The 13,046-nt window shown below is 68.8% G+C and carries 13 protein-coding genes; all 13 read left to right on the top strand.

What is annotated here, in order from left to right; translation table 11 throughout:
- Positions 1–738, top strand: a 738-nt coding sequence (locus tag GF405_10385) for a hypothetical protein (GenBank protein MBD3368557.1), incomplete at its 5' end; no start/stop codon positions are given.
- Between the two features lie 3 nt (positions 739–741).
- Positions 742–1,791, top strand: coding sequence for a lipopolysaccharide heptosyltransferase II (locus GF405_10380; GenBank protein ID MBD3368556.1), 1,050 nt, complete (start codon positions 742–744; stop codon positions 1,789–1,791).
- Positions 1,788–2,897: a glycosyltransferase gene (locus tag GF405_10375; protein MBD3368555.1), complete on the top strand. Its 1,110-nt coding sequence runs from the start codon at positions 1,788–1,790 to the stop codon at positions 2,895–2,897. Before GF405_10380 ends, GF405_10375 begins: the two co-directional genes overlap by 4 nt.
- On the top strand, positions 2,894–3,931 hold the full coding sequence (gene waaF, locus GF405_10370) for a lipopolysaccharide heptosyltransferase II (protein MBD3368554.1): 1,038 nt from the start codon (positions 2,894–2,896) through the stop codon (positions 3,929–3,931). The genes GF405_10375 and waaF overlap by 4 nt, the downstream gene beginning before the upstream one ends.
- Complete coding sequence (locus GF405_10365; protein MBD3368553.1) at positions 3,931–5,109, top strand: glycosyltransferase; 1,179 nt, start codon at positions 3,931–3,933, stop codon at positions 5,107–5,109. The genes waaF and GF405_10365 overlap by 1 nt, the downstream gene beginning before the upstream one ends.
- A 46-nt stretch (positions 5,110–5,155) precedes the next feature.
- A complete protein-coding gene (locus GF405_10360) occupies positions 5,156–6,325 on the top strand; it encodes a hypothetical protein (protein MBD3368552.1) in 1,170 nt (389 codons plus the stop codon).
- Positions 6,295–6,912 carry an HAD-IIIA family hydrolase gene (locus GF405_10355; protein ID MBD3368551.1) on the top strand — a complete coding sequence of 206 codons (618 nt, stop codon included), beginning with the start codon at positions 6,295–6,297 and terminating at the stop codon, positions 6,910–6,912. The genes GF405_10360 and GF405_10355 overlap by 31 nt, the downstream gene beginning before the upstream one ends.
- The gene (locus tag GF405_10350; GenBank protein ID MBD3368550.1) at positions 6,909–7,715 is read left to right on the top strand and encodes a DUF3108 domain-containing protein; all 807 of its coding nucleotides are present in this window, start codon (positions 6,909–6,911) and stop codon (positions 7,713–7,715) included. Before GF405_10355 ends, GF405_10350 begins: the two co-directional genes overlap by 4 nt.
- On the top strand, positions 7,712–8,686 hold the full coding sequence (locus tag GF405_10345; protein ID MBD3368549.1) for a hypothetical protein: 975 nt from the start codon (positions 7,712–7,714) through the stop codon (positions 8,684–8,686). The genes GF405_10350 and GF405_10345 overlap by 4 nt, the downstream gene beginning before the upstream one ends.
- Before the next feature lie 159 nt (positions 8,687–8,845).
- Complete coding sequence (locus GF405_10340) at positions 8,846–9,688, top strand: exopolysaccharide biosynthesis polyprenyl glycosylphosphotransferase (protein ID MBD3368548.1); 843 nt, start codon at positions 8,846–8,848, stop codon at positions 9,686–9,688.
- A gap of 313 nt (positions 9,689–10,001) precedes the next feature.
- The gene (locus tag GF405_10335; protein MBD3368547.1) at positions 10,002–11,693 is read left to right on the top strand and encodes a hypothetical protein; all 1,692 of its coding nucleotides are present in this window, start codon (positions 10,002–10,004) and stop codon (positions 11,691–11,693) included.
- A gap of 68 nt (positions 11,694–11,761) precedes the next feature.
- Positions 11,762–12,508 (top strand): hypothetical protein, encoded by a 747-nt coding sequence (locus GF405_10330; protein MBD3368546.1) that lies wholly within the window; start codon positions 11,762–11,764, stop codon positions 12,506–12,508.
- A gap of 24 nt (positions 12,509–12,532) precedes the next feature.
- Positions 12,533–13,046: hypothetical protein (locus GF405_10325; protein MBD3368545.1), on the top strand; the 514-nt coding region annotated here is incomplete at its 3' end.

Below are 13,046 nucleotides of genomic sequence, written 5' to 3'. Positions count from 1 at the left end.
CTCTCCCGCGCCTCGGGCGCCGACGCGGTTCTCAGGTACAGAAAACGCGATCCGTTCGACAGCATCGCCGTTCGCGTCCTCAGGCGACCGTACCGCGCCTCTCGGCGGCTCGTGTCCAGGTATCTGGAGACACTCTCGCCACTGGGCGCGGACACCGCGTACAGAGTTCCTCGTTTTCATCTCAGTGACACCGACCGACGACGCGGGGACGAGCGCCTCGCCGACGCCGGACTCGGCGACAGCCCGCTGCTCGTCGTCGCTCCGGGGGCCGTGTGGGAGACCAAGCGCTGGCCGGCGGACCGGTTCGCAGGGGTCGTCGGTGAGGCGGCTGCCAGGTGGGACCTTCGGCCGGTAGCGATCGGCGCCTCCGTCGAGCGGGACCTGGCCGAGACGGTCGTCTCCGCGGTTCCCGGCGCGTGGAACGCGGCCGGGCTTCTCTCGCTCGGTGAGTCGGCCTCGGTCATCGCCAGGGGACGCCTCTACGTCGGGAACGACAGCGGCCCGACCCACATCGCTCGCGCCGTCGGCACCCCGACGGTGGCCGTCTTCGGTCCGACCGACCCCGGTCAGTTCTCCTTCGAGGGTCACGAGCTCGTCTACACCGATCTTCCGTGCAGCGCCTGCTCGTTCTACGGCGGCAGGCGCTGCAGGGAAGGGCACTGGGACTGCATGCGGTCGGTCCGTTCCGCTGACGTTCTCGGAGCGATGGAACGGCTCCTCGAAGATCGGGAGACCTGAGGTATGCGCATCCTGGTGGTACAGACGGCGTTCGCCGGCGACGTCCTGCTGACGGTGCCGCTTCTGAGGGCGCTTCGTTCGCTCCCCGGGACGGACCGGCTCGCGGCGCTCGTCACGCCCGCGGGCGCCGCGGTGCTCGAGACGCAGACGCTCGTCGACGAGTTCATCATCTACGACAAGCGCGGCGGCGACCGCGGCTCCCGGGGCCTCGTCCGGGTAGCGCGGGCGCTTCGCTCGTTCGGTCCCGACGCGGCTGTCGTGCCGCATCGTTCGTTCAGGAGCGCCCTGCTCTCGTTCCTCTCGGGCGCCGGGCGACGTATCGGCTTCCGGACGAGCGGGGGGCGCGTCCTGTTGACGGACGTCCTTCCGTACGACGCGGGCCGTCACGAGGTCGAGCGCGTCGCGTCGCTCGCCGGTCCGCTGGGCTCGTCCGGTGCCGTGACGCCGGTTCCCTTCTCCCTCGAGGTTCCGGACGCGGGCAGGAACGAGGTAGCGGACCTTCTCTCCTCGACCGGCGTGGCCCAGGGGGCACGCGTCGTCTCGGCCGCACCCGGCAGCCGATGGGCGACGAAGCGGTGGCCGCCCGAACGGTTCGCGGCGGCACTGACGGAACTCGCGGCGCGGCTCGATGCGGCGCCCGTGCTCATAGGGAGCGCCGACGATGCGGCGGCGGCCTCCGAGGTGCTCGGAGCGGCTGAGCGCGATGTCGTGGACCTGACAGGGCGTCTGACGGTGGCGGGGTGGCTGGCGCTCGTCGAGCGCTCCGCGGTGCTTCTCTCGAACGATTCGGCCGCCCAGCACGTGGCGGCCGGGGTCGGGACGCCGGTGGTGTCGGTCTTCGGACCGACGGTCCCGGCGCAGGGCTTCGGTCCCTATGGGGAGTCGGGCCGGGTGGTGGAGGCCGAGCTGGCCTGCAGGCCGTGCGGACGACACGGCGCCGAGCGGTGCCCCGTTGGAACGCAGGAGTGCATGCGGAACGTGCCAGTCGAGGCGGTCGTCGATGCGGCGCTCGCCCTCGCGGCCCGACGCTCGAGCGACCGGAGGCGCTCGTGAGGGCGGTTCTGGTGAACTCGATGCGGGGCATGGGCGGCGGGGAACGCTGGGTCCTCGAGGTCGCCGGCGGGCTCTCCGAGCGGGGACACGACGTCTCGGTGGCGGGTCGGCGCGGCGGCCGTCTGGCCCGCGAGGCCCGGGAGATGGGGATCCCGACGATCGAGGTCCCCATGTCGGGCGACGCGGACGTCGTCTCCGTGGCGCGCCTCGCGGTCTGGATCCGGCGCACCGCCGCGGACGTCGTCAACGTTCAGATCAAGAGGGCCGTGAGACTGGGGGCGGCCGCCGCGGCGTTCGGTGGGCGTCCCGCGGTCGTCGAGCGGCGGGGGCTAGAACTTCCGGTCGAGCCCTCGACGCTCGACCGGCTCGTCTACGCGCGCTTCGTGGACCACGTGATCGTCAACGCCGAGGCCATCGGTCGCGGGCTCCTCGAGGCGGAGCTCGTTCCCCCCGACCGTCTGTCGGTCATCCCCAACGGCATCGACCCCGCGCGCGTCGAAGGAGGTGACGGCCCCGGCTTCCGCGGTCGGTTCGGCATCGGTGCGGAGGCGTCCCTCGTCCTCTTCGCGGGGCGGCTCGTCGGGGACAAGAGGCCGTTCGACGCACTCGACGCGTTCGCCCGCGTCGCCCGGCGCCGGTCGGACGTCCGGCTGGTGATCGTCGGTGACGGGCCGCTCGAAGAGCCGATGCGTGCGCGCGTCGACCGGGAACTCGAGGGACGCGTGACGTTCTGCGGGAGACTGGACGGTCTCCGCGACGCGCTCGCCGCGGCCGACGTTCTCATCGTCAGCAGCCGTCGCGAGGGCATGCCGCATGTCGTGCTGGAGGCGATGGCCGCCGGGACACCGGTTGTGGCGACGGCGGTGTCCGGGATCCCGGAGATCATCGAGGACGGCGAGACGGGCGTGCTGTCGCCTCCGGGCGATGTGGCGGCGCTGTCGAGTCGACTTCTGGACCTGCTCGACGATGAGGGACGCCGCGTGGGGCTCGCCCGGTCCGCCCGGCGCGTGGTCGAAAGCCGGCACCGTCTCGACCGGATGCTCGACGAGGTGGAGGAGCGGTTCGCGACGGAGGCTGCTCGCGTCCGTGCAGGGAGGGACAGGTGAAGGAACGCGAGTTCCATCCGGGATCGGTCCGTTCGATCCTCGTTCTCCGACTCTACTTCATCGGGGACGTCCTTCTGTCGACGCCCGTCCTGGCGGCGCTCCGGGACACGTTCACGGATGCGCGGATCACCGTCGTGCTGAAGAGAAGGGCGGCCGAGGTCCTCGAGCGGAATCCCGACGTCGACGAAGTGCTCCTCTACGATGCCGTGCCGGGCTACCACAGTCCCGTGTGGACCGCCCGCTTCGGACTCGGGCTCAGACGACGCCGCTTCGATCTCGCGGTCGACCTGACCGGGGACTTCAGAAGCTCGTGGATGCTCGTCGCGGCCGATCCGGCCTACCGCGTGGGGTTCAACCACGCCGGGCTGGGGTTCCTGCTCGACCGGAGCATCCCGTACAGGGCCGACGGCCACGTGGTCGATCATCTTCTCAAGGCCGCCGCGCTCGTCGGGGCCGAGACCGACCGGACCGAGCCCCGAATCCACCTCGCCGAGGGCGAGCTCCGGACGGCGAGCGATCTCGCCGGCGGCGGGGGACCGTACGTCGCGATGGCGCCGGGAGCGAACAACCCGCTCCGCCGATGGCCCGCGGAACGCTACGGCGGGCTGGCTCGGCGCGCGCTTGAGTCCCATGGCCTCCGGACGATCTTCGTCGGCTCGCCGACAGACCGATCCCTGTGCTCGCGGGCGGTGTCGGCGTCGGATGGGACCGGGGTGAGCCTCGCGGGACGGACCTCCCTCAGGACGCTCGCGGGACTCCTCGGCCCGGCGCGGGCGTTCGTGGGAAGCGACAGCGGACCGCTCCACATCGCCGCCGCGGTCGGCACGCCGGTGGTCGGTCTGTACGGTCCGAACACGCCCGACCGCTTCAGCCCCCGCGGCGCGCCGGCCGAGGTCGTCGCGCGCCGTCCGCCCTGCAGTCCGTGCGGCCAGCGGCGGTGCACGAGAGACGCGGGGCCCTGCGTGGAGGCGATATCCGTCGACGAGGTCGAAGCGGCGCTCGACAGGCTTCTGGCTCGAACCAAGGAGCACTGATGCAGCCGCTTCCGGACATCATCTGCGTCTCGACCAATCACTGGACGGGGCTACCCACGAGCAAGCAGCACCTGATGTCGCTCCTGAGCCGGCGCGTCCGTGTGCTCTACGTCGACCCCCCGATCGACGTCTTCTCGGCGCTGGGGCGGCGCCGCCGCTGGTCGAAGTTCAGAGGACTCCGGAAGGTAGCGAACGGCCTGTGGGTGCTCTCGCCGCTCCTCGTCGACAACCGCTCATCGCGGCGCGAAGCGGCTCTGAGGAGGCTCATCCGCGTCATCGCCGGCGCGGCCGACCGGCTCGCCATCCGGCGGCCGGTGCTCTGGACGTTCGACCCGGAACACGCCGTCTTCGTCGGGACTCTCGGAGAGCGTCTGGCCGTCTACCAGGCGGCCGACGATCCGGCAGCCTTCTCCGGGGACCCGGCCGCCACCGCCGAGGGGGAGCGGCGGCACATCGAGGCCGTCGATCTCGTCTTCGCTGCGTCGGAGCTTCTGACGTCCGAGCGGGCGTGGTCGGGCAAGGCGCGCAGGCTCGCGAACGCGGCCGACGCATCCCACTTCGGGCGGGTCCTTGAGTGGTCCGGGGAAGCGGCTCCCGAGGACGTGCTCGCCGCCGTCCGGCGGGCAGGGCCGAGGCCGCACGATCTGCCGACCGATGCTCCGATCGTCCTCTACGGCGGCGCCGCGTACGAGTGGTTCGACGAGGACCTGCTGGCGGCCGTCGCCGAACGCCGCCCGGAGCTCCGCTTCGTTCTCGTCGGACCGGTCTGCCGGCGCGTCGCGTCACGGCGCCTTCCGCGCAACGTGTTGATGCTGGGGAGAAGAAGCTACGACGTGTTCCCGAGATACGTCGCGGCGGCAGACTGCGCCGTGATACCGTGGAGGCGGGGTGTCTTCTCGGAGCACGCGGACCCCATCGTGCTCTACGAACTCCTGTTGTGCGGCCTGCCCGTCGTCGCGACGCCGTTCCCCGCCGCCAGGGAGCGCGGACAGCTTGTCCGGACGGCGGACGAGGTAGGGGCGTTCGCGGCGTCGCTCGACGCGGCGCTTGAGCGAGACGGGGTGCGCGAGGCGGTCGAGAGGATCGCCTTCGGTCTCGAGAACACGTGGGAGGACCGTGCGCAGGAGGCGGCGTACGTGATCGAGGCGTTGCTTGAGAAGAGGGAGTACCGCAGCTGACGGATGCCGTCCCCGGACGGTGGGACCCCGGTGAAGAGGAGACAGCGTGCAGTCACCGCCGCGCATCGAGCGGTTCCTCGACACGACCGAGTTCCTCGGCGTCGTGGTCCTGTTCGGCGGTCTGGCGCATTCCGAGGCGCTCAAGTCGACGGGTCTCCTGCTGGCGGTCGCCGCTCTCGCGGCCAGGCTGGCGCTCGGTTACCGACCCGGCTGGCTCCGCCGTCCCGCGATCTGGGCGGTCGGTCTCATCGTGATCACGAGCGCCCTCTCGGTCGCCTTCGCGGACGCCGGACTCAGGCGGCCGCAGGAGCTCCTGACGGTCGCCGCCATGGTCTCGCTCTTCCCTCTCGGGACCGACGTGTGCACGTCGCGCCGTCGGGTCGTCGTGCTCGGCGCCGCGCTCCTTATCGGGACGAGCGCGGGCATCGCCGTCTCGCTCTGGTCGCCCGGTCTGCGCGAGGGACGCTTCGGTCTGCCGTCGCTCCCAAACCCCATCGTTGCCGGAGAGTATCTGGCGGGCGTTCTCCCGGTGGCGGCGGCGCTGGCGATGTCGCGGGGCGTCGGCCGTCCCGGCCGCGCGCTCGCGTGGCTCGTCGCGGCCTTCTCTGTGACCGCGCTCTGGTTGACGCAATCGAGAGGTCCGCTGCCGGCTGCGGCCCTCGGGCTCGCCGTGCTGCTGTCGTGCCACGCCCGGCGCTTCTGGGTGGCGGCCGCGGTGCTGGTGCCGGCGGTCGTGGTGGCCGTGTCCCTCAGTGTCGCGATCCCCTCGTCGCGGCTCATCGGGACGCGTCTCGAGAGGGCGATCCGCATACGCTCCGGCATCTGGTCGCAGACGATCGACCGGATCGCGGAGCGGCCGATCACGGGACACGGTGTCGGAACGTACGGATCGCTGAAGGTCGGCGTGAGCGACGGCGCTGGTCACCGGTACACGTCGCATGCCCACAGCGTCGCGCTGCATCTGCTCGCCGAGCGCGGTGTGCTTGGGCTCGCGGCCTTTCTGCTCTTCTGCGCTCTGTCCCTGAGGGACGTCGCCGCCGCCGTCCGCGCCGCGCACCCGCGCGATCTCTATCCTGCGGCCGCGTGCCTTGCCGGCGCTGTCGCTCTTCTGATCGCCGGGCTGTCGCATCTGACGGTCTGGGCGGAGCCGGGGTTCCTGTTCTATGGTATGCTGGGGATCGGAACATGTGCTCTGGGGTCCGGGAGGAAGCTGTGAGGCGTGGGACAGGCGGGGGACGTCCGGCGGCGTTTCTCGACCGCGACGGCACGCTGTCCGTTGAGCGGGGCTACGTGACCGATCCGGACGATCTGTCGCTCGAGCCGTCGGCCGCCGGCGCGGTCAGGCGGCTCAACGAGGCCGGCGTCGCCGCCGTCGTCGTGAGCAACCAGGCCTGCGTCGCGAAGGGGCTCCTGACCGAGGAGGGGCTCGCGGCCGTTCACGACCGGCTCGTCGAGCTGCTTGCCGAGAGAGGAGCGGTGCTCGACGGCGCCTACTACGCACCGAACTACAACGATGCCGCGATCCCGGCCCTCGAACGCGATCTCACCTGGAGGAAGCCCGGGACGGGGATGGTCGAGGCGGCCGTGAGGGACCTCGGCCTGGACCTCGCCTCGAGCGCCGTCTTCGGCGATCAGCCCACGGATCTCGGGCTCGCGCGCAACCTGGGTATCCCGGGCGTCCTGGTGCGGACCGGGCGGGGCGAGGTGACGGAACGCGAGGACAAGGGCCCTGTCACGCACGTGTCGTCGGACATCGGACGGGCGGTCGACTGGTTCCTGTCAGAACTCGGAGTGCGGCCATGACACGCGGAACCGCATGCGCTCTGTTCATGCTTGTGTTGCTGGCGGCCGCCGCGCCGGTCCGGGGCACACAGCCTGCACTCGGTCCCGACGGGAGTCTGCGGGCGCCGCCGTTCGGCGTCGGCGAGCGGATGACGTTCGACCTGACCTACGGCTTCATCACGGCCGGCAAGGCGGTCATGTCGATACCGTCGACCGAGGTTGTGTCCGGCTACCCGTGCTACCACATCGTCTCGATCGCCGAGTCCGTGCCCTGGTTCTCCACGTTCTTTCGGGTCCGCGACGTCGCGGAGTCCCATCTCGATGTCCGGGAACTCGTCACGAGACGGTTCGAGAAGAGCCTGAGCGAGGGAGACTATCGGGCGCACGACCTCGTGCTCTACGACCAGGAACGGCACATCGCGGTCTACCCTGAGCGCGACGGAAGGGTCGTGCCGCTCTCGCTCGACGCGCAGGACATCCTGACCTCGCTCTACTACGTGCGCATGATGGACCTCGAGGTGGGCACGCCGGTCTTCATCGAGAACCACGCGGACAAGAAGAACTACCCGCTTCGCATCGACGTGCTCGAGCGCGACCGCATCAGTGTGCCGGCAGGCACGTTCGACTGCATCGTCGTCGAGCCCGTCATGCGCGTCGCCGGGCTCTTTCGGCACAAGGGCTCGCTGCGCGTGTGGTTGACCGACGACGACCGGCACGTCCCCGTGCTCATGCGGAGCAAGGTCGTGATCGGGTCGATCTCAGCGGAGCTGACATCGTACACGCCGCCTCAGAGCTGGAGCGGGGCGGTCGGGGAGGGACCATGACATCGCGATACAGTGAGATCGATCTCTCGGGCATCAGGACCGTGTCGATCAAGGAGCGGGGCGGCCTGGTCCGTGTTGAGTCGTTCGTTTCGGCCGCCGAGCCGGACGAGAGCTTCGACCGCATCGTCGACAGCTTCCCGGACATTCTCGCAGGGGCCGACTTCCGAGCGGCCGTCGACGCCGTCGCCCGGGTCGCGGAGGCCCGCGGAACCGTCGTGCTGATGTTCGGCGCGCACGTCATCAAGTGCGGGCTCTCCCGTCTGGTGATCGATCTGATTGAGAGGGGCATCGTGTCGGCCGTGGCGACCAACGGCGCCGGGGCCATCCACGACGCCGAGATCGCGATGTGGGGCATGACGTCCGAGGACGTTGCGGCGAATCTCGCGAACGGCACGTTCGGGACCTGCAGGGAGACTGCGGAGTTTCTCAACGGCGCGGCGGATGAAGCCGCCGAGGAGGAAGCGGGCTTCGGGGAGACGGTCGGTCGGAGGATAGCCGAACGCGAGGCGCCGCATCGCGACGCGTCGATCTTCGGTCGGGCCTGGGAACTCGGGGTGCCGGCTACAGTGCACGTGGCGCTGGGAACCGACATCGTCCACGAACACGCCTCGGCCCACGGGGCCGCGATCGGGGATGCCAGTCTGCGCGACTTCCGCATTCTGGCCGACGTCGTGTCGCGGGTCGACGGAGGGGCCGTGATCAATGTCGGATCGGCCGTCATCCTGCCGGAGGTCTTCCTGAAGGCGCTCGCCGTGGGGCGGAACCTGGGGCGCATTGAGGGGAGCTTCACCGCCCTGTCGCTCGACATGAACGAGCCCTACCGGACGACGATGAACGTCGTCCGGCGACCGACCGCGCAATCTGGTATGGGCTTTGCACTTAGAGGGCGCCACGAGATGCTGCTGCCGCTGTTCCGGGCGGCGCTCCTCAGAGCTCTGGCCACCGGGGGAGAGGCACCGGAATCACGTTGACAGGGCACAAAGCTTGTGATACAATAGCATTGACGGTAGCGAGCCGTTAGAACAGCCGGAACTGACAGCATCGAAAGGACTCGCATAGCGCGACTGCTAAGGGTTTCTTGAGAGACTGACACCTGTTCGCGAGCGTTCCCATCAAGCGCATGCTTCCATGTGCCGGAGCGCTCCACTGGACCGGACGCGCCCTTAGCAGCCAGCGGACGACATGATCCACGATCCGATGGCCGGGTGCGACCGAGAGTCGACGCCCGGCTTTCTTGTGCAACTGCCCGCCGGCGCGAGACCGTCAGGAGCGACTGGACCGTGTACTTCGTCGACGAGCGATTCGGGTACGGGACCATCGAGGACTACGCCAGGGGGCGGAGTGAGAACCCCCGCGTGACCCGCGGCGTGTTCTACCAGCGCTTTCTGAAGCGTCCGTTTGATTTTCTCGCCAGCCTCGTCGGACTCGTTCTGCTCTCGCCCGTCTTTCTCGTGATCGCCATCCTCGTCAAGCTGGACTCACCGGGGCCCGTCTTCTTCAGACAGATCCGCGTCGGCAAGGAAGGAACCGAGTTCTGGTTCTACAAGTTCCGCTCCATGGTCCAGGACGCCGAGCGCTTGAAGCAGGAGCTCATGCACCTGAACGAGCTCGAGGGGCCGGTCTTCAAGATCAGCGAGGACCCGAGGATCACCAGAACGGGACGCTTCCTGAGGCGGACCAGTCTCGACGAGCTGCCGCAGCTCATCAACGTGCTGAGGGGCGAGATGAGCCTCGTCGGCCCCCGGCCGCCGCTGCCGTGCGAGGTTGAGAACTACGAGAGCTGGCAGCGGGAGAAGCTCTCGGTCCTGCCGGGCATCACGTGCCTCTGGCAGATCAGCGGAAGAAACCACATCGGGTTCACCGAGTGGATGCGACTCGACATCGAGTACATCAGGCGGCAGTCGCTCGGCATGGACCTCAAGATCCTGCTCCGCACCTTGCCCGCCGTCCTCTCCCGGAAGGGGGCCTACTAGACGACGCGTCTGCGAAGGATGCAGCCCGTACACGGTACGACAGCGAGAACGCCATCGGACGTACGGATCCGGCAGCTCACATGCCGTTTGAGCCCTCACTCACACTGCATCGCTGCCGGATTTCCGTACCCCGGTGGGCCGTTCGCGCGTCGCAGCCGGGCGAGCTGGCGGGGCGCAGCGTCGGGAGCACGCTCCCGGGCCGGTACCAGGCGCCGGATTGACAGCGGCCGTTCCCTGATGTAGTCTTCCAGACATACCGTATGTACGAACCCCCGTCGGCTCACCGTTCGAGGAGGGTGAGCGAGTCAGCTCGATGGTGAGTCGGTTCCAGGCAGTCGATTCGGAGCTCCGACAGAGTTCCGGGCCAGGTTCCCACGTCTCGTGGGGACGGTGGACGTGGGCCCTCGTCGCGGTCGTCGTGACGGGGGCGTGCGTGCGTCTCTGGGGACTGGGCAGCCAGAGCCTCTGGGTCGACGAGATCATCACGCTCAAGGCCGCGGACGTCGGAGGCACCTTCGGCCCGTCCGACTTCGTCGGCACCATTCAGGGTCCGCTCCACGCCTTCATCGTTCACTGGATCTCCCGACTGTCGATGGACGAGGCCGCTCTCAGAAGCGTCTCGGCCGCGGCGGGCATCCTCACGATCCCGGTCGTGGCGGAGCTGGGGCTCCGGATGTTCGACCGCCGGACGGGGTTCGTGGCGGCTCTCCTCTTCGCCCTCTCGCCGTACTCCGTCTGGTACTCGCAGGAGGTGCGCAACTACTCGCTTCTGATCCTCGCCTCCGCGCTCGCCACCCTGGCGGTGTGGCGTCTGCTGCACGACCGGCGTCCCCCTTTCGCGAGCTACGTCGCCGCCACCGTCTCGGCTCTCTATCTCAACCTGTCGGCCGTCTTCATGGCGGCCGGTCACGGTCTCTATCTGCTCCTGGGACTGAGGAGTTCGCGGAGGAGGCTCCTCGCGTGGGCTGCCGCGGCCGTTCTCATCGTGGTCCTCTTCGTGCCGGGAATGTGGAGCATCGTCCGTTGGGCGGGGGCCGGGGGCGTCGACGACCACGTGGGCCTGGCGACGGCGGTCGACGAGGAGGATCTGCTTCGCGGCGACACGACGTTCACACCCGCGGCGCTCCCGTACTCGATCTACGCGATGGTCTACGGATACTCGCTGGGACCGACCCTCACGGAGCTGCACACACGGCCGCCGATGGAGGCGATCCTGAGCCACACACCGATCGTGGCGGCGGGCGGTCTCGTGATGGCCGCGGCCCTGCTGCTGGGACTTGTTCGACTGTGGACCCGCCGGAAGGCGGGGGCGCTCGTGCTGGTCACGATCATCGTCCCGGCCCTGGGCGCGGTCGTCTTGGCACTGGCGAACATCAAGCCGTTCAATGTACGATACCTGTCTCCCGGAATGCCCGCCCTCGTGATGCTGGCGGCGGCGGGCGTGGGGATGCTCCGACGGAGACCGGCCGCCTTGCTTTGCGCGGCGCTCGTCGTATTGTGTGGTCTGTCGCTCTGGAACTACCACGCCGATCCGTCGTATGGAAGGGAGGACGTACGGTCCGCCGTCGAGTTCGTCGAGCAACGTGAGCGACCCGGCGACGTGATCTTCGTCCCCGTCGTCCGCGACGTGTTCCGCCACTACTACGACGGCGGCGCCGAACTCGTGGTCCTGTACCCGGGGCAGGCGGGCTCCGACGCGGAGGTCTCGCGCCGCGTTCCGGACCTTCTCGGTGACGCCGAGAGGGTCTGGTTCGTGGAGAGCCGGTGGTGGCACGTCGATCCGGGGCGACGGATACCGACGTACCTCGACGCGTTCTACAGGCCCGTCGAGGAGGCGTCGTTTCCCGGCGTCACGGTGACGCTCTACGGGGCCCGGAGCGAGGCAGGGCCCGGCAGCGACGTGAGCGAAGGCTCACATCCTGTCTCGGGTGACACCACGTTCGTCGCGGAGCGGGGCGACTGCCCGCGGCCGAACGCCGTAACTGTGGCACGAGTTATGCTTTAGAACCGGCCGTCATGCGGGTGTCCCATGCGAGGGATGCCTGTCAGGGTGCCTGAAGGGGGCTTACGACAATGTCATGCAGGGCTCGGTGGGGCTTCGTCCTGCTGTTGGGACTCCTATGCGCCTGCACGCTCGCGGGGTGCGCCGGTTCGCGTTCGGACCGGCGGCCTCTCCCTGCGTCCGAGGCGCCGCCTCGGGAGACGGGAGAGTACAGGCTCCGCGTCGGCGACACGATCCGTATCAAGTTCACCGACGAGGAGGACCTGAGCTACCTGACCCAGGTGACCCCGAACGGCACCATCACCGTGCCGTTCGGCGGCGAGATCGTGGCGCGTGGTCTCACGACCGCCGAGCTTACTGACGAGGTTTCAGGGACCGTATCCGGTTACCTCCGGAATCCCGCCGTCTCGATCCTCATCAATACGCTGGCATCGCAGCCGGTCTACGTGATCGGTGAGGTCGGGAGACCAGGCGCCATTCAATCGGTGAGCGAACTGACCGTGACGTCGGCCCTGTCGGCGGCGGGCGGATTACTTCCTACGGGAAACCCGTCCAGCGTGATGGTCGTCCGCACCGAGGCCGTTCCGGAGCCTGTCGCCTACAGGGTCGACGTGAATGACGTGCTGTCCGGGAGGGATCTCCTGGAGGACATGACTCTTCTTCCCAACGACGTTGTCTACGTCCCGAAGTCGTTCATCGGGAACGTCGGGGAGTTCGTGGACCTGTTCTTCTCGAGTATTGCGCCGGCGCAGCTCTTCTATCTGCGCGGCTACGACATGATCCACCTGGACGAACGGGCTGGCTACTACAACAACTGACCTGCGACGTGATGAGGTGAGTGCGTGAACGGTCATGGTACTGAAACCGGCGGATCGGCGCTCGTTCGCGAGATCGTCTACGTGATCTTCAAGCGGAAGCTGTTCCTGATTGCGCTGACGCTTCTCGCTGTCATCCTCATCGCATACGGGATCTTCACGGACGTGCCTCGGTACCAGGCAACGGCTGCGGTGATGATCCGTCGTCTCCCTCAGGCCTACACCATGCCGGCCGAGAGCCGGGCCGTCCTGAGGCGCGGCGAGGTCATCAACTCCGAGATCGAGATCATCCGGAGCGCGGCGGTGGCCGGGCGGGTTGCCGATATGCTCGACGTCGAACCCGGTCGCCAGAGAGCGCTCTTCGTGGAGCGCCTTCAGCGGCAGGTTCGAGCTCGCACGCAGCCGGAGTCGAACGTGATCGAGATCAGCTACACGCACGTCGATCCGGAACGGGCGGCGCTGGTCGCCAACGCCGTGCTCGACGCCTATCTCGAGGTGCGCAAGACGGTCAATTTCGACTACGAGGCCGTTGAATACCTCG

The organism is Candidatus Effluviviaceae Genus V sp., assembly GCA_014728125.1.
Classification (GTDB): domain Bacteria; phylum Joyebacterota; class Joyebacteria; order Joyebacterales; family Joyebacteraceae; genus WJMD01.
The sequence above is the reverse complement of the archived record's forward strand: the minus strand, read 5'-3'. Positions and strand labels throughout refer to the sequence as shown.

Coding starts and splice junctions, on each gene's coding strand:
- GF405_10345 (MBD3368549.1), top strand. CDS start 7,712: ATGACATCGCGATACAGTGAGATCGATCTCTCGGGCATCAGGACCGTG.
- GF405_10380 (MBD3368556.1), top strand. CDS start 742: ATGCGCATCCTGGTGGTACAGACGGCGTTCGCCGGCGACGTCCTGCTG.
- GF405_10350 (MBD3368550.1), top strand. CDS start 6,909: ATGACACGCGGAACCGCATGCGCTCTGTTCATGCTTGTGTTGCTGGCG.
- GF405_10355 (MBD3368551.1), top strand. CDS start 6,295: ATGTGCTCTGGGGTCCGGGAGGAAGCTGTGAGGCGTGGGACAGGCGGG.
- GF405_10365 (MBD3368553.1), top strand. CDS start 3,931: ATGCAGCCGCTTCCGGACATCATCTGCGTCTCGACCAATCACTGGACG.
- GF405_10335 (MBD3368547.1), top strand. CDS start 10,002: ATGGTGAGTCGGTTCCAGGCAGTCGATTCGGAGCTCCGACAGAGTTCC.
- GF405_10330 (MBD3368546.1), top strand. CDS start 11,762: ATGTCATGCAGGGCTCGGTGGGGCTTCGTCCTGCTGTTGGGACTCCTA.